Source organism: Mucilaginibacter sp. PAMB04274 (assembly GCF_039634385.2).
Classification (GTDB): Bacteria; Bacteroidota; Bacteroidia; order Sphingobacteriales; family Sphingobacteriaceae; genus Mucilaginibacter.
The window spans coordinates 2,018,730-2,033,832 of the sequence record NZ_CP155081.2 but is presented as its reverse complement, the minus strand read 5'-3'; the positions used below and the strand labels follow the sequence as shown (position 1 = coordinate 2,033,832).

At 40.9% G+C, this 15,103-nt stretch carries 17 protein-coding genes; 12 read left to right on the top strand and 5 right to left on the bottom strand.

All coding sequences use genetic code 11. From position 1 onward, the window contains the following. The first annotated feature begins 96 nt into the window (after window positions 1–96). Window positions 97–504 carry an Rrf2 family transcriptional regulator gene (locus tag ABDD95_RS08480; RefSeq protein WP_345951453.1) on the top strand — a complete coding sequence of 136 codons (408 nt, stop codon included), beginning with the start codon at window positions 97–99 and terminating at the stop codon, window positions 502–504. A gap of 44 nt (window positions 505–548) precedes the next feature. Continuing rightward, window positions 549–1,193 carry an NAD(P)-dependent oxidoreductase gene (locus ABDD95_RS08475; protein ID WP_345951452.1) on the top strand — a complete coding sequence of 215 codons (645 nt, stop codon included), beginning with the start codon at window positions 549–551 and terminating at the stop codon, window positions 1,191–1,193. Between the two features lie 68 nt (window positions 1,194–1,261). Here ABDD95_RS08475 and prmA read toward each other — a convergent pair whose 3' ends face one another. From prmA to ABDD95_RS08455, 4 genes are all read right to left on the bottom strand, one after another. Beyond that, window positions 1,262–2,101 (bottom strand): 50S ribosomal protein L11 methyltransferase, encoded by an 840-nt coding sequence (gene prmA / locus ABDD95_RS08470; protein ID WP_345951451.1) that lies wholly within the window; start codon window positions 2,099–2,101, stop codon window positions 1,262–1,264. Between the two features lie 97 nt (window positions 2,102–2,198). Beyond that, window positions 2,199–2,963: a triose-phosphate isomerase gene (gene tpiA / locus ABDD95_RS08465; RefSeq protein WP_345951450.1), complete on the bottom strand. Its 765-nt coding sequence runs from the start codon at window positions 2,961–2,963 to the stop codon at window positions 2,199–2,201. 4 nt (window positions 2,964–2,967) lie between these two features. After that, the gene (locus tag ABDD95_RS08460) at window positions 2,968–4,149 is read right to left on the bottom strand and encodes a putative sugar nucleotidyl transferase (RefSeq protein WP_345951449.1); all 1,182 of its coding nucleotides are present in this window, start codon (window positions 4,147–4,149) and stop codon (window positions 2,968–2,970) included. A 64-nt stretch (window positions 4,150–4,213) separates the two neighbouring features. After that, window positions 4,214–4,462, bottom strand: coding sequence for a type B 50S ribosomal protein L31 (locus ABDD95_RS08455; protein ID WP_345951448.1), 249 nt, complete (start codon window positions 4,460–4,462; stop codon window positions 4,214–4,216). A gap of 258 nt (window positions 4,463–4,720) precedes the next feature. Here ABDD95_RS08455 and ABDD95_RS08450 point away from each other — a divergent pair, with 258 nt between their 5' ends. From ABDD95_RS08450 to ABDD95_RS08410, 9 genes are all read left to right on the top strand, one after another. Continuing rightward, window positions 4,721–5,932, top strand: a complete 1,212-nt coding sequence (locus ABDD95_RS08450; RefSeq protein ID WP_345951447.1) for an IscS subfamily cysteine desulfurase — start codon at window positions 4,721–4,723, stop codon at window positions 5,930–5,932. Between the two features lie 118 nt (window positions 5,933–6,050). Further along, window positions 6,051–6,464: a Fe-S cluster assembly scaffold IscU gene (gene iscU / locus ABDD95_RS08445; RefSeq protein WP_345951446.1), complete on the top strand. Its 414-nt coding sequence runs from the start codon at window positions 6,051–6,053 to the stop codon at window positions 6,462–6,464. A gap of 94 nt (window positions 6,465–6,558) precedes the next feature. Next, window positions 6,559–6,885: an iron-sulfur cluster assembly accessory protein gene (locus ABDD95_RS08440; protein WP_345951445.1), complete on the top strand. Its 327-nt coding sequence runs from the start codon at window positions 6,559–6,561 to the stop codon at window positions 6,883–6,885. Window positions 6,886–7,143: 258 nt separating this feature from the next. Further along, window positions 7,144–9,057 (top strand): long-chain fatty acid--CoA ligase, encoded by a 1,914-nt coding sequence (locus tag ABDD95_RS08435; RefSeq protein WP_345951444.1) that lies wholly within the window; start codon window positions 7,144–7,146, stop codon window positions 9,055–9,057. Between the two features lie 40 nt (window positions 9,058–9,097). Continuing rightward, on the top strand, window positions 9,098–9,691 hold the full coding sequence (locus ABDD95_RS08430; protein WP_345951443.1) for a Crp/Fnr family transcriptional regulator: 594 nt from the start codon (window positions 9,098–9,100) through the stop codon (window positions 9,689–9,691). 64 nt (window positions 9,692–9,755) lie between these two features. Further along, the gene (locus tag ABDD95_RS08425) at window positions 9,756–10,556 is read left to right on the top strand and encodes a sterol desaturase family protein (protein ID WP_345951442.1); all 801 of its coding nucleotides are present in this window, start codon (window positions 9,756–9,758) and stop codon (window positions 10,554–10,556) included. Between the two features lie 127 nt (window positions 10,557–10,683). Beyond that, window positions 10,684–11,409: a DUF4397 domain-containing protein gene (locus tag ABDD95_RS08420; protein WP_345951441.1), complete on the top strand. Its 726-nt coding sequence runs from the start codon at window positions 10,684–10,686 to the stop codon at window positions 11,407–11,409. Window positions 11,410–11,564: 155 nt separating this feature from the next. Then, window positions 11,565–13,289 (top strand): lysine--tRNA ligase, encoded by a 1,725-nt coding sequence (gene lysS / locus ABDD95_RS08415; protein ID WP_345951440.1) that lies wholly within the window; start codon window positions 11,565–11,567, stop codon window positions 13,287–13,289. Between the two features lie 151 nt (window positions 13,290–13,440). Continuing rightward, the gene (locus ABDD95_RS08410; RefSeq protein WP_345951439.1) at window positions 13,441–13,647 is read left to right on the top strand and encodes a hypothetical protein; all 207 of its coding nucleotides are present in this window, start codon (window positions 13,441–13,443) and stop codon (window positions 13,645–13,647) included. 51 nt (window positions 13,648–13,698) lie between these two features. On the opposite strand, the gene ABDD95_RS08405 is transcribed toward ABDD95_RS08410, so the two are convergent. Then, window positions 13,699–14,250 (bottom strand): DUF2892 domain-containing protein, encoded by a 552-nt coding sequence (locus tag ABDD95_RS08405; protein WP_345951438.1) that lies wholly within the window; start codon window positions 14,248–14,250, stop codon window positions 13,699–13,701. A gap of 77 nt (window positions 14,251–14,327) precedes the next feature. Between ABDD95_RS08405 and ung the strand changes: the two genes are divergently transcribed. Further along, window positions 14,328–15,005 (top strand): uracil-DNA glycosylase, encoded by a 678-nt coding sequence (ung, locus tag ABDD95_RS08400; protein ID WP_345951437.1) that lies wholly within the window; start codon window positions 14,328–14,330, stop codon window positions 15,003–15,005. Window positions 15,006–15,103: the final 98 nt, after the last annotated feature.

Sequence of the window (15,103 nt, the reverse complement as noted above, 5' to 3'; positions counted from 1 at the left end):
TAATCAGCAATTGTTTACTTACTGTCATTATTGAGGAAAAGCTTTTACCCTACTCAAAATTATCATACCATTGTACTGTAATAATAAGCATTACAGATGAACGGAAGATTCCAGATAGCGGTCCACATACTCACCCTTTTACATTCAGCCGGAGACGCTATGCTGTCTTCTGAATATATAGCAGGCAGCGTAAATGTTAACCCGGTACTAATACGCAAGGAATTAAGCACTTTGCGTAACGCCGGACTTGTAGCCAGCAAAGAAGGTAAAAACGGTGGCTACAGCTTAGGGAAACCTGCTAACGCTATTTCTATGGCCGATGTATATGAAGCAGTGCAACAAGCGCAGGTATTAGGCAAAGCCCGTAATATTCCTAACCCGAAGTGCCCTGTAGGTCGGCAAATAAGCGCGCACCTGAACCATTTAGACAACAGCTTAAGCGAGTTACTGGTAAAGCAACTGAACAAAACATCACTCGAGGAATTCTATAGAAATTTTAAATAATATATTTTTTAAACAAAACTGTAACAATTTAAATTTCATTAAACATGAAGATTGCAATTATTGGAGCAACTGGCTTTGTTGGCCCTAAAGTAGTAAATGAAGCGCTAAGCCGCGGGCACGAGGTTACTGCCTTTGCCCGTCAGCCGGAGAAACTTGACATTGAAAATGAAATGCTGACAAAGCAGTCGGTTGATGTGACAGACACTGATATTTTAGCCAACTTAATGGTTGGCCATGACGTGGTTATAAGCACCTTTAATGCAGGGTGGACTAACCCTAACCTGTATAGCGATTTCTTAAAAGGTGCCAGATCCATACAGGAGGCCACTAAAAAGGCAGGTATAAAACGCTATATATTTGTAGGAGGGGCCGGAAGTCTGGAAATTGAACCAGGTGTACAGTTAGTAGATACCCCTAACTTTCCGGCTGAGTATAAACCAGGTGCAACATCGGCCCGTGATTACTTAACCGAACTTAAAAATGAACAGGAACTCGACTGGACCTTCTTAAGCCCAGCTATAAACCTGCACCCCGGAAACCGCACAGGCGTGTACCGTTTAGGTACAGATACACCCGTATTTAACGAAGCTGGTAAAAACGATATATCGGTTGATGATTTAGCCGTAGCATTATTAGATGAAGTGGAGCAAAACCGGTTTGTAAAAAAGCGGTTTACTTTGGGGTACTAACTAATTCCTACTCAAGCGGAGACGGGGCATTTAGTAACCCGCCTCCGTTTGAAATATTTAACGCTGCATTATGCTTTCACAAATTTAGCGGCAACCCACTCATTACTTACTTTATGACCTTGATATTGAAAGCCGCATTGGTGTGCTTCTTCTTTTATAATGTCCAGATCAGGTGATTGGTAGAAGCCGCTGAAAAAGATCTGTCCGCCAGCTTTAAGCACTTCACTATAGCGTGGCATCTGATCAATTAAAATATTACGGTTTATATTGGCCAGTATAATATCAAACTCTTCGTCTGGTATATCTTCTTTTGAGCCGCAAATGACATGCACACCTTTTACATGATTGAGTGCCGTGTTCTCAAAAGTACTTTTGTAGCACAGCATATCATAGTCTATTGCAGTTAACTTACCTGCTCCTAGTTTGCTGGCCAGTATAGCTAATATACCGGTACCGCAGCCCATGTCAAGCACGCTTTTACCGTTAAAATCGGTTTCCAGCATACTTGACATCATCAGGCAAGTGGTATCATGGTGACCGGTACCGAAAGCCATCTTCGGATCAATAATGATTTCGTAAGGAAACTCCGGCTTAGCCTCATGAAAAGTAGCGCGTACGTAAATTTGATCGCCTACGGTAATGGGCTTAAAATTACTTTCCCATACCTCGTTCCAGTTTTTTTGCGGTATCAAGTTCACCTCGTACGAAAACGAAACCATATCGTTATAAAACGATAACCGGTCATCCACCTGCGCCTTATCAAAGTCCTCTGAAGGTATATAGGCCTTAAAACCAAAATCAGTCTCCTCAAATGTATCAAAGCCCAAGTCTGCCAGTTCATCGATAAGTAAATCCTGATGATGATTTTCCGCACTCATTACGGTAAATAACAGCTCGTAATAATTCATCTGTTTGGGTATAATATGTTAGAAATAGAGATGAGTGCTCAACTTGAACCTTAACGTTTTGTTTAAACACTCAAATCTCATATCTCAAGTGCCCTGACTAATTAAACACTTTTACGATATCTAAAAAGTCGCGTGATTTTAGAGAAGCGCCGCCAATCAGGCCACCGTCAATGTCGGGTTGGGCAAACAACTCAGCGGCATTCTTAGGATTGCAACTGCCGCCGTATAAAATGGTAGTGTTATCTGCCACTTCCTGGTTATAAGCGTTGGCAATTTCTTCACGAATAAAAGCATGTACTTCCTGCGCCTGCTCAGCACTTGCAGTTTTACCTGTACCAATTGCCCAAACGGGTTCATAAGCTAAAACCACTTGCTCAAATTGTTCAGTAGGCAAGTGAAAAGTCCCTTCCTGCAACTGTGTTTTAATAACGTCAAAGTGCTGTTCGGCTTCGCGCTCATCCAATGTTTCGCCAATACAAAAAATAGGTTTTAAGCCGTTTTTTAAAGCGGTATCTGCCTTTACAGAAAGCAACTTATTATCTTCGCCAAAGTACTGACGACGCTCCGAGTGACCTAAAATCACATAAGCCGCACCAGTTGATTTTACCATTTTAGCCGATATCTCGCCCGTATAGGCACCCGATTCATTTTGATGAGCGTTTTGCGCTCCTATGGCAACTTTATCATACCCTTTAGCTAATTGTGCTAAGCTGTTTAAATGAATATATGGCGAGCAGATAACCGCCTGTTGTGAGCCGGTCACTTCGTCCTTTACCATGTTTACAATTTCAGAAAACAAGGCTAAGCCTTCGTTATAATCAAGGTTCATTTTCCAGTTGCCGGCAACTATTTTTTTTCTCATAATTTTAAAATATTCTGTATGGTTGGGTTAAGTTAAATATATCCAGCAGTAACTGCTTTTCTACCTCATCAAGCTCTTTATTCCGACGGTCATAAACCAGTTTTACGGTCTCGAAAACCTTATCCATTTTATAAACCTCGAAGCCGTGGGCTCCTCCCCAGGCAAAGTCAGGTACAAAGTTCCGGGGGTAGCCGGCGCCGAAAACGTTAGCACTTACACCTACTACGGTACCGGTATTAAACATAGTGTTGATGCCACATTTTGAATGGTCGGCCATTACCAAGCCGCAAAACTGCAAACCTGTTTTACGGAAGTGATGGGTTGTATAATCCCATAGCTTCACTTCAGTATAATTATTTTTAAGATTTGAATTGTTAGAATCTGCGCCAATGTTACACCACTCGCCCAGCACTGCATTACCCAGGTAACCCTCATGCCCTTTCGAAGAATGCCCCCACAATACTGCATTGTTAATCTCGCCCCCTACTCTGCATTTTGGACCAATTGTAGTTGCGCCGTATATTTTGGCACCCATTTTTATCTGCGAGTTGTTACATAATGCTAATGCACCGCGTACATGCGTTCCTTCCCAAACCTCTGTAGTCCTGCCGAGGTATATAGGGCCGTTTTTTGTATTAAATGTTGAGCATTCTGCCACGGCGTCTTCCTCAGCAAAAAAGTCGTCGCCTATAACGGTGTTACTATTACTAATGGCTGCGCTACTACGCCCTTTGGTTAGCAGCTTAAAATCGCGCCGTAGTTCTGTATCGTTCTTCCTAAAAATATCTTCCGGATATCGCAGCTGAACAAAAGAAGTATCATACTGCACTATGCGGTCCAAACGCATGTCGAAGGTAAACATGCGTGCATCGCCTTCATTTAGCTTAACCGCTATCAGCGAATCGGCATGGTATAACCCTTCACCTGTTTGCAATTTGTCAATGGCTTCCACCAGATCCTCATCTGGGCACACGGAACCATTGATAAAGACGTTATGAGCTGAGATGTTTACAGGAAACTTGCCTTGCAGGTAAGGTAGAGTAAGATAAGAATAGTCGGCGTTGAGGTACTTGGCCCATTTCTCGGCAATGGTTAAAATACCTATGCGTAAATTGGCTACCGGCCGGGTGAACGTTAACGGCCGTAAAGTATAATGTGCATTATCGTCGAACAAAATTATAGCCATGGGCCAAAAATAAAAAAGTCTCCCGATGTAATGGGAGACTTTCAAATATTTGTTTCTAAAGCTATTACTTTTTGTTGTAACGCGTACGGAATTTATCGATACGACCTGCAGTATCAACCAGTTTCATTTTACCGGTATAGAATGGATGCGAGGTGTGGGAAATTTCTAACTTCACCAATGGGTACTCATTGCCGTCTTCCCATTTTACGGTTTCACGGGTATCAATGCATGATTTAGTGATGAAAGAGTAGTCGTTAGACATATCTTTAAAAACCACTAATCTATAGTTTGCTGGATGCAGATCTTTTTTCATTTATATACTTTCCTTTCAAAAGAGGTGCAAATATAGTAAATATTTCACTTATAAAAATACGCTACTTAATTAATTTTCAACATTATTCGATGGCCCTTTTTAAACCAGCAACAGCGTTAAAATTAACTAACCATCAAAACATATTTATTTTTGATAAATTAACTGCTCTAAAATGGCAAAAACATGACGTACTCTGCCTGTTTAGTATAACTTTACTATAAAACATTTACTTATCTTTGTACTATTAATAAAACGGATATGAACCTTCCTATATATTTAGATAACAACGCAACCACACCTATGGATCCACGGGTGCTGGAAGCGATGATTCCTTACTTTACCCAAAAATTTGGTAACGCGGCCAGCCGCAATCACCATTTTGGCTGGGTGGCCGAAGAGGGCGTAGATTACGCTCGCGAGCAGGTGGCCAAAATAATTGGCGCAAACGAAAAAGAGATCATCTTCACATCAGGCGCTACCGAGTCAGATAACCTGGCTATTAAAGGGGTGTTTGAGATGTATAAAGATAAAGGCAACCATATCATTACTGCTGTAACTGAGCACAAGGCTGTGCTTGATGCCTGCAAACACGTTGAAAAATTAGGCGGCAAGGTTACTTACTTACCGGTTAAAGAAGACGGGTTGGTTGACCTTGCGCAGCTAGAAGCTGCTATGACCAAAGAAACCATTTTGGTTTCAATTATGTACGGCAATAACGAGATTGGTGTAATACAACCGGTTAAAGCAATTGCTGACATAGCTCATAAATATGGTGCTTTGTTTATGACAGATGCCACACAAGCTGTAGGTAAAATATCGGTTGATGTAAACCGTGACGGTATTGACCTGCTTGCGCTGTCAGCACATAAAATGTACGGCCCTAAAGGTGTAGGTGCTTTATACGTACGCCGTAAAGGTCCACGTGTTAAAGTTACCGCCCAAATGGATGGTGGTGGTCACGAACGCGGTATGCGTTCAGGCACCTTAAATGTACCTGGTATTGTTGGTTTAGGTAAAGCCTGCGAAATAGCTTACAACGAAATGGAAGCAGAAGCAGCACGTTTGTCAGCATTGCGCAATAAGCTGCAAGCGGCCTTAACCGTGCTTGAAGAAAGCTATGTTAACGGCAACCAGGAACATCGCTTACCGCACGTAGCTAACATTTCTTTTAAATATGTTGAAGGCGAAGGTTTAATGATGGCAATGAAAGATTTGGCTGTATCATCTGGTTCAGCTTGTACTTCGGCTTCATTAGAGCCATCATATGTATTAAAAAGCTTAGGCTTGTCTGACGATTTGGCGCATTCTTCAATCCGCTTTGGTTTAGGTCGTTTCACTACCGAAGAAGAAGTTGATTATGCTATTGAGGTGACCAAAAAGGCTGTTAATCACCTTCGCGAGCTTTCTCCGCTATGGGAGATGTTTAAAGAAGGTATAGACCTTAACTCAATTGAGTGGGCTGAACACTAATCAAGTGGGGTAATGAGTAATTGTACTCATTACTTTGGCATACATTTAGACGATAATTAAATAGCCGGCAACCCAAACGCGGCAAAACAATATAACTGATAACTAAATACATAAAGCTATGGCTTATTCAGATAAAGTAATTGACCATTACACTAACCCGCGCAACGTAGGTACATTAGATAAAAGCAGTACTAAAGTAGGTACCGGCTTGGTAGGTGCTCCTGAGTGCGGCGACGTAATGCGTTTGCAAATTGAAGTAGATGACAACAACGTTATAACTGATGCTAAATTTAAAACCTTTGGCTGCGGTTCGGCAATTGCCTCTTCATCACTGGCAACCGAATGGTTGAAAGGTAAAAGCATCGATGATGCAATGGCTATCGACAACATGGACATTGTAGAGGAACTTGCATTGCCACCGGTTAAAATTCACTGTTCGGTACTGGCCGAAGACGCTATCAAAGCCGCTATTAACGATTACCGTGTTAAAAACGGCTTAGCTCCTATTGAGCTTGAAAAATCACATCATTAATTTTTAAGGGTAAGAAACAAAATCAAGGAAATAAGATTTTCAACTTTTTCTACCTGGTTATTGTTTCTCGGCTCTTGGCTCTAATATAATAAACATGGTTACCATAACAGATAAAGCAAAAAGCAAAATTGATAACCTGATGCAGGATGCCGGGCTTGATGCCTCGTATTTTTTACGGGTTTCGGTTCAGGGCGGTGGCTGTTCGGGTTTATCATATAATATGGACTTTGACAACGAAGAGAAAAAGGGCGACCAATTTTTCGAAGACAGAGGCATCCGCATAGCTTTGGATATGAAATCTTTTTTATACCTGGCAGGTACTGAGCTCGATTTTTCGGACGGGCTGAATGGCAAGGGCTTTAATTTTATTAACCCTAATGCCAGCCGCACCTGCGGTTGCGGCGAAAGCTTCTCGGTGTAATTATTATTATACTTTTAAATAGAATATTTAGGCGCCGCTAGGCGCCTTTTTTTATGATCATCTACCTAGCTTGCTTAATGCGCCCCATCCGGGCCATAAATCAGTGTTGGGCAACTATAGTTAAATACTGATACGCCTAAGTAAATTACTAACCATAATGTTCATGTAATGAAGCAAACAATTAGGCATTAGCGTGCTTTTGTATTTATGGTTATTTGCCTAAGTTTGTTAAACTAATATAAGCCAAATTTAAACTTAATGGATACGGTTAAAAAACCCACTACTGTTCCTGCACTCATTCGTAATATTGTAGCCAACCTGCATCCCGACACGCATACTTTTCTTACCCATAAAGTAAAAGATACTTGGGTGGAAATTTCTTATCGCGAAGCTATCGAAAATATTGACGCTATATCGGCCTGGTTCCTAAATATGGGAATTCAGAAAGGTGATCGTTTAGGTTTGGTGATTGAGAATGGGCCAGATTACATTTATTTTGACCAGGCACTTCAGCAAATAGGAGCTGTTAATGCCTCCATATATCCAACGCTAACCGAAGCAGAAACCGAATACATTATCAATGATTCGGGCATGAAAGCCATACTAGTAGGTAATCCTTTTTTATTAAGGAAAATTATAAAGGTTGCTAATAACTGCCCTACCCTGCTCCGTATTATACCTGCCTTTGATGACTATGAAAAGTATACCGACAAGGTAAATTTGAATGCCGGCGTCATCAGTTTCGATAACTTGATCAAAGAAGGCTTACAGATTGTTAACCAATATAGCACAACGATTGATATTGCCCGTGAAGCTATCCTGCCATCAGACTTATCGTGCCTGATATACACTTCAGGAACAACAGGCACCCCTAAAGGTGTTATGCTGATGCACAGCAACTTTGTGCAAACCGTTTGGGCTGGCCTGGAGCAAATATCAATTGTTGATAAACACGATACTTTTTTGTCTTTCCTGCCCCTCTCCCACGTTTTTGAGCGCGCTGCCACTTATTATATATGCATGGGTGCTGGTTGTACAATAGCGTTTGCACAAAGCTTAGAGCTACTGGCCAAGAACATGATAGAAGTTAAACCTACTATTATGAATTGTGTGCCTCGTTTGTTGGAGCGTATACATGATAAGGCCATGAAAAACGGTACAACAGCCGGTGGCATAAAAACCAAAATCTTTAATTGGGCATTTGAAATTGGCAAGCAACGCCGGGAGACTTTTGAAAAAGGAAAACAGCCTGGGTTAATATTACGTAACCAGTATAAACTGGCCGAGAAACTGGTATTTAGCAAAATTAAAGAAAAAACTGGCGGCCGCCTAAAGTTCCTGATCTCTGGTGGTGGCGCTTTACCTAAAAATGTAGGCGAGTTTTTTGGCAATGTGGGTATACCTGTTTTGGAAGGTTACGGACTTACGGAAACCACCGGGCCGGTATGTGTTACAGAGTTTGACCGCCAGGTGTATGGCACGGCCGGTTTAGTTTTACCAGGGTCAGAAATCGCCATTCAAAACATCGAAACAGGAAAAATTTATACTGTACAAACGCATACTTCTATGGATCCTACCCTTATTTCGGAAGAGGGTGAAATTATTATCCGTGGTGTAGCTGTAATGAAAGGTTATTGGAACAAGCCAGAAGAAACCAAGGCTGCAATTGATGCAGATGGATGGTTTCACAGCGGCGATATTGGCCGGTTTTACAAAGGTTATCTACAAATTACCGACCGCCTAAAAAATATGCTCATTAATGCTTACGGTAAAAACATATATCCTACACCGGTAGAAAACACCTATCTAAAAAGCCCCAAAATAGAGCAGATATTTTTAGTGGGCGATCGCCGCGAGTATGTAACTGCCATTATTGTTCCGCCGAAAGAGCTATTGCAGGAAACGTTTAACTTGAACGAAGCCTGGTTTGAGCAGTCCGAAGCTTTTGTTGATGACAAGCAAATTATCGACTGGATTAATCAGGACATACGTAAGCTAAGTAATGAGCTGGCCAAATTTGAGCGCATTAAAAGCTTCAAAGTAAAGCGTAATCCTTTTAGTATGGAAGAGGGCGAAATGACGGTGACATTAAAAGCTAAACGCAAGGTAATCGAGAAAAAATACGCTCAGGCCATTGATGAGATGTACATGCAGGAAGTTGATGCAGATTAATTAACCAATACATTAACAGGTAATGGTTGCTAATTAACACATGCTCACACCCGAAGACATAAAGTTCTATCTCGGCATTTTTAAAGGTCTGAGTTTATCCGACCTGAATGAGCTGTTTAAAATGGCTCATTCTCGTAATTTAAAAGCTGGTAATGTATACATTGAGCAAGGCGCTGTCTCTAAAAAGCTCGGCTTAATAAGTAGTGGTTTAATACGCGCTTATTGCATTAAGGAGAATGGTGATGATATTACGCTAATGCTGCGCTGGGAAAACCAATTTGTGGCCTCCCATGATAATATAATTCTAAATCAGCCTTCCCGTTTCATTTATGAGGCGCTTGAAGACACGTCGTTACTGGAATTTGATTATGAGCGCATACAGGCGATTCTAGATAATAACCCTAAGCTTTCATCTCATCGCAATTTATTTTTATTGCGTATGCTGGCCGAAGCGTTGGAAAGAATGGAGTCATTTGTACTGTATACGCCCGAGGAGAGATATTTGCAATTGATGAAAGAAAAGCCTAATATTTTTAACCGGGTACATAATAAATATCTGGCTACCCTACTTGGCGTAACACCAGTATCACTAAGCCGCATCCGCAAGCGAATTGCACAAACCCATAAGCGATAATTATCTTTTGTTAATTGCTGGTTATTAACCGCTGTGTAATTTTGAGTTCGAAGGAATTATTGTTATGCACCCTATTTTAGAAATATTCATTAAAATATTCAGCATATCGGCTGTCCACTACTTTGTAATTGCGGGTTTGCCGTTTATTGTGTTCTATAAATTTTTAACCAACTGGTTTGCCAATAACAAGATTCAAAAACGGGAGGCAGATATAAAAGATTTTAAGCGGGAGATACTGCACTCTATGCAAACCACAGCTGTGCTGGTTGTTATCGGATATCTGGCCCTTTACACCCCACTAAAAAACCACACGCTTATTTACACCGATTTAAATGCTTATCCTTCTTGGTGGATAACCGCCAGTCTTGTCATTAGTTTGGTTATTCATGACACCTATTTTTACTGGATGCACCGTTTATTACACCATAAAAAGCTTTTTAAGTTAGCACATTTAGTTCACCATCAATCAACTAATCCGTCGCCATGGTCGTCCTATTCGTTCCACTTTATTGAGGCTTGGACAGAAGGTGCTGTTCTGTTCATAATCATCTTCCTGATACCCGTTCATCCGCTCACAGTAATGCTTTTTACGGTAATTGGTTTTATGATCAACGTTTACGGCCACCTTGGCTATGAGATTGCCCCTAAACAATTGCGTAATTCATTTTTGTTCGAGGTGCTTAACACCTCGGTTCACCACAATTTACATCACAGCAAGTTTAAAGGAAATTACGGCTTATATTTTCGTGTTTGGGATAGGTTGATGGGTACAGAACACCCGGATTATGTGAAGGAATACGACCGCATTCAGCAAAATCGATTTGGCACTAATTTGCAACAGGCAGCCGACCAGTCAGAAGCTTAACCAAACCTGTATCTTCAGTCAAATTTACTGTCTTTAAAGTAATGATGATTAAAATTTTTAACCGCCAGTAGCGTTTTTATAAAACCTTGCGTAAAGGTTTTATAAAGTTTAATTAATACGTACAGCAATGAAAAACATTACACAAATGGTTAAAGGGAGTGTGAAGATTTTAGGCCTTTTGTTTTTAGTGTCAACAACACTTACTTCCTGTTTAAAAGACAATGATAATGACGGTTACGTAGCACCTAAGTCCGCCTTAATTTCGGTAATTAATGCCTCACCCGATTCTCAGCCGCTTGATTTTTATCTGGATCAGAACCGTGGCAATAATTACCCTATTAGCTATGGCAACGGGCTCGACTACATTAACGCTTACACCGGTAAAAGAACTGCCTCTTTTTACGTAGCTGGCACGCAGACTAAAATTAAGTCGGATACGATGACCCTGAATGTTGACAGGGCGTACACGTTATACTTAACCAATTTAACTGCGACACCAGATTTTGTTTTGTTACAAGACGCTATTGAAAAGCCGGCTGCAGGTCAGGCTGCTATTCGTTTGGTGAACGTAAGCCCAACTGCCCCAGCTGTTGATCTGGCCATTAAAGATGGTGCAGTGTTAGTAAACAATAAAGCTTACAAAGGCTTCTCGACGTTTGTACCTGTTCAAGGAAATGGCACGTACACGCTTGAGATCCGCCAAACAGGCACAAATACGGTATTAGCATCTATACCCAACGCAAATTTAAAATCAAATGCCGTTTATACAGTATGGTTACAAGGTTTGGCTGCGGCCACCGATGCTAAAAAGCTTACGGCTCAAATACAAACCAACGCCTATTATAACCAATAACAGCGTTGCGCTAACCTTCTGAAAGGCTAATCATTTTACAAATGATTAGCCTTTCTTTTTTCCTGCCTATCCGCACCTGCCATGTATACCTATTCGCTGTAAACCACTAAGTAAAAATCCCTATCTTTGCAGCTTTAAAAATACCGTTTATTATTATGAGTATTGCAGCTTTATCTGAGCAAGAAATATTACGTCGCAAGTCTTTACAGGAGCTTAGGGCGCTGGGTATAAACCCTTATCCTGCCGAGGCCTACCCTGTGAACGCGTGGGCAAATGACATTATTACCAACTTCAACACTAACCCTGATAAATATAAAGAAGTAACCATTGCAGGCCGTATCATGACGCGCCGCATTATGGGCAGCGCTTCTTTTGCTGAAATACAGGATTCGACCGGCCGCTTACAGGTTTACATTAAGCGCGATGACATATGCCCTGGTGAGGATAAAACGCTTTACAATACCGTATTTAAAAAACTGTTGGATATTGGCGATTACATTGGCATTAAAGGTTATGTTTTTTTAACTCAAACCGGCGAGATTTCTGTACACGTGCAGGAATTAAACGTATTAGCCAAATCATTAAAACCGCTTCCGGTTGTAAAACGTGATGATGACGGTAACATCTACGATGGCTTTACAGACCCTGAGCTACGCTACCGCCAGCGTTATGTGGATTTGACGGTTAACCCCGAGTACAAACAGATCTTCATCAACCGCTCAAAAGTGGTAAGCACCATGCGTAATTACTTCAACGAGCAAGGTTGGATGGAAGTAGAAACTCCTATTTTACAAGCCATACACGGCGGCGCAGCAGCTCGCCCGTTCAACACGCATCACAACACGTTGGATATGCCCCTTTACTTGCGCATAGCTAATGAATTGTATTTGAAAAGACTAATAGTAGCTGGCTTTGATGGTGTGTACGAGTTTGGCAAAATGTTCCGTAACGAGGGTATGGACCGTACCCACAACCCGGAATATACCGCTATGGAAATTTACGTAGCCTACAAAGATTATATATGGATGATGGCGATGGTAGAAGAGTGCCTGGAAAAAGTGGCCGTTGCAGTACATGGAACACCAATTGTAAAAGTAGGCAGTAATGATATAAACTTTGCTGGTCCTTACGAGAAACTGTCTATGTATGAATCAATTTTGAAGTATACGGATATAGATGTATCTCAAATGGATGAGCCACAATTGCGTCAAACCTGTCGCGATTTGGCTATTGACGTAGATGCTACGATGGGTAAAGGCAAATTGATTGATGAGATTTTTGGTGCCAAAGTAGAGGCAAACCTGATACAGCCTACCTATATAACCGACTACCCGATTGAAATGACGCCGTTGGCAAAAAAACACCGTACCCAAGATGGCTTGGTAGAGCGTTTTGAGCTATTTGTAAACGGTAAAGAAATTGCTAATGCTTACAGTGAATTGAATGACCCTATAGATCAGCGCGAGCGCTTCGAAGAGCAGCTACTGTTAGCTGGCCGTGGTGATGAGGAGGCTATGGCGATGGACGAAGACTTCCTTCGCTCGCTGGAGTATGGTATGCCACCAACGTCGGGTTTGGGTATAGGTATAGACCGCCTGGTGATGCTAATGACTAATCAAAGCACTATTCAGGAAGTTTTGTTCTTTCCGCAAATGCGCCCTGAGAAAAAAGCTAAAGTAGTTACTATAGATGATTTTGTAAACATAGGCGTTCCGGCCGAGTGGGTACCGGTTATCAATAAGATGGGCTTTAACACTGTTGAGGACTTAAAGGCAGCCAATCCTAACAAGGTCTTCAACGATTTAGGCGGCATGCGCAAAAAGTTAAAGCTTGATTTAAGCATACCAACTAAAGAAAGCGTAATGGCTTGGTTTGAATAATTAAGAATATCGATTAATATATATTACGCCATTGTTTGGAGTCATAAAACTCAGGGCAATGGCGTTTTTATTAAAAACCTTAACCGAAACTTAAAATTAGAATAACTTCGTGTTCATAATGCTCATTTACTTTTATAAAAATGAGAATTATATGAACTCTACACTTGAAATAACAGAACAAGAATTTTTAATTAAGCTAGACCGTAAAAAGTTTAATGTATCCTTTGTACGTTCTTTGCTGAAGCTGGTTGAATTTTCGAACCCATCTGATGATAGCTTTGTAATGCCCGACCGTAATATACAACCGAGCTACCGCAACGCTGAGCCCAACTATTTTGGCAGTATCGATGAAAAATAAAAAAGGCCTGAATGTTTATTATTCAAGCCTTTTTTAATTCTTCTAAACTAATTAAAAGTTGCGGTAACCGCCACGCTGTACTTGCTGCTTATCCATTTGAGCCATCTGGCCCTTCATCATTTTGATTTGCTCTGCCAGCAATTTATTTTTATCTTCTTTAGCAGCTTCCTGTAGGTATTGCTGCGCCTCACGTTTGTTACGTTTAGCCATTGATATGCCAGCCAAACTTAATTTGGCCAGCGCTATATTGTGCGACATGGTCATGCCTAATGATATAGCTTTCTTAAAGTATTTCTCTGATTTTAAAGGCGCCTTGCGAGATTCTATTAAACCTACTAAAAGGTTATAGTAACCATGTTGTCCTTTAAATAATTGTTTTTCGTAATCGGTAATCTTCATTAACCACTTCTCAGCTTCTTCAGAATTCTCTTTACGCAGGTAGTATTGAGCAACCAGCATATTTTCGTTAAAAAAGAAAGTAAGTAATACCAAACCACCAATCAGGAACACCAAAATGCCCCAGCCCCAAAAACCAAAGGCACACAGGGTAACGCCTGCACCCATTACCACACAGGCTATTATTAACCGAACAATATTAGACATCGTTTGTACTTTGTTGTATTAAAGTGCAAATATCCGTTTATTTATACGTTTAAGCAATTAACCGCACAAATATTTATATGGCAATAGAATTGGAACCATCTTGGTTAAAAGTACTTCATAATGAGTTTGAGAAAGACTATATGATTAAGCTCAAAGAATTTTTGAAACAGGAGAAAGATGCCGGCCATAAAGTATATCCTAAAGGAAGCGATATTTTTAATGCCTTCAACCATACGCCTTTTAACAAATTAAAAGCAGTTATTTTAGGCCAGGATCCATATCATGGGGCCAATCAGGCCTTTGGTCTTTCATTCGCCGTACAAAAAGGCATAACAGTGCCGCCATCCCTCAAAAACATTTACAAAGAGTTAGCTACGGATATCCCGGGCTTCACAATTCCTAATCATGGTGATCTTACCAAATGGGCCAACCAGGGTATATTGCTCTTGAACGCCACACTTACTGTACAGGCGGGCAAACCAGGTTCACATCAAAAGAAAGGCTGGGAGATTTTTACTGATACGGTAATTCGTACCATCTCGGAACAGAAAGAAGGTATTGTATTTTTGCTATGGGGCAAATTTGCACAAGCAAAAACTGAGCTTATTGATACCGAAAGGCATCATGTGCTTAAAGCTGCTCACCCATCGCCCTACTCTGCCGATAACGGCTTTTTTGGCTGTCATCATTTTTCAAAAACAAATGGTATACTGACTTCTGACGGAAAAACACCTATCGACTGGCAAATTGACTAAAAAATAAAACCAGGCATTGTAAAATAAGTTTTTGATTTGAACAAGAACGGCTGCAAGTGTTATACATGCAGCCGTTTCAGTTTTACTTGTAAACTTAA

Bases quoted from the DNA above. Each gene is read 5' to 3' on its own strand.
- prmA (WP_345951451.1), bottom strand. From the start codon at position 2,101: ATGAATTATTACGAGCTGTTATTTACCGTAATGAGTGCGGAAAATCAT.
- lysS (WP_345951440.1), top strand. From the start codon at position 11,565: ATGAGTATTGCAGCTTTATCTGAGCAAGAAATATTACGTCGCAAGTCT.
- tpiA (WP_345951450.1), bottom strand. From the start codon at position 2,963: ATGAGAAAAAAAATAGTTGCCGGCAACTGGAAAATGAACCTTGATTAT.
- ABDD95_RS08450 (WP_345951447.1), top strand. From the start codon at position 4,721: ATGAACCTTCCTATATATTTAGATAACAACGCAACCACACCTATGGAT.
- iscU (WP_345951446.1), top strand. From the start codon at position 6,051: ATGGCTTATTCAGATAAAGTAATTGACCATTACACTAACCCGCGCAAC.
- ABDD95_RS08455 (WP_345951448.1), bottom strand. From the start codon at position 4,462: ATGAAAAAAGATCTGCATCCAGCAAACTATAGATTAGTGGTTTTTAAA.
- ABDD95_RS08410 (WP_345951439.1), top strand. From the start codon at position 13,441: ATGAACTCTACACTTGAAATAACAGAACAAGAATTTTTAATTAAGCTA.
- ABDD95_RS08425 (WP_345951442.1), top strand. From the start codon at position 9,756: ATGCACCCTATTTTAGAAATATTCATTAAAATATTCAGCATATCGGCT.
- ABDD95_RS08405 (WP_345951438.1), bottom strand. From the start codon at position 14,250: ATGTCTAATATTGTTCGGTTAATAATAGCCTGTGTGGTAATGGGTGCA.
- ABDD95_RS08460 (WP_345951449.1), bottom strand. From the start codon at position 4,149: ATGGCTATAATTTTGTTCGACGATAATGCACATTATACTTTACGGCCG.
- ABDD95_RS08480 (WP_345951453.1), top strand. From the start codon at position 97: ATGAACGGAAGATTCCAGATAGCGGTCCACATACTCACCCTTTTACAT.
- ABDD95_RS08430 (WP_345951443.1), top strand. From the start codon at position 9,098: ATGCTCACACCCGAAGACATAAAGTTCTATCTCGGCATTTTTAAAGGT.
- ung (WP_345951437.1), top strand. From the start codon at position 14,328: ATGGCAATAGAATTGGAACCATCTTGGTTAAAAGTACTTCATAATGAG.
- ABDD95_RS08475 (WP_345951452.1), top strand. From the start codon at position 549: ATGAAGATTGCAATTATTGGAGCAACTGGCTTTGTTGGCCCTAAAGTA.
- ABDD95_RS08435 (WP_345951444.1), top strand. From the start codon at position 7,144: ATGGATACGGTTAAAAAACCCACTACTGTTCCTGCACTCATTCGTAAT.
- ABDD95_RS08420 (WP_345951441.1), top strand. From the start codon at position 10,684: ATGAAAAACATTACACAAATGGTTAAAGGGAGTGTGAAGATTTTAGGC.
- ABDD95_RS08440 (WP_345951445.1), top strand. From the start codon at position 6,559: ATGGTTACCATAACAGATAAAGCAAAAAGCAAAATTGATAACCTGATG.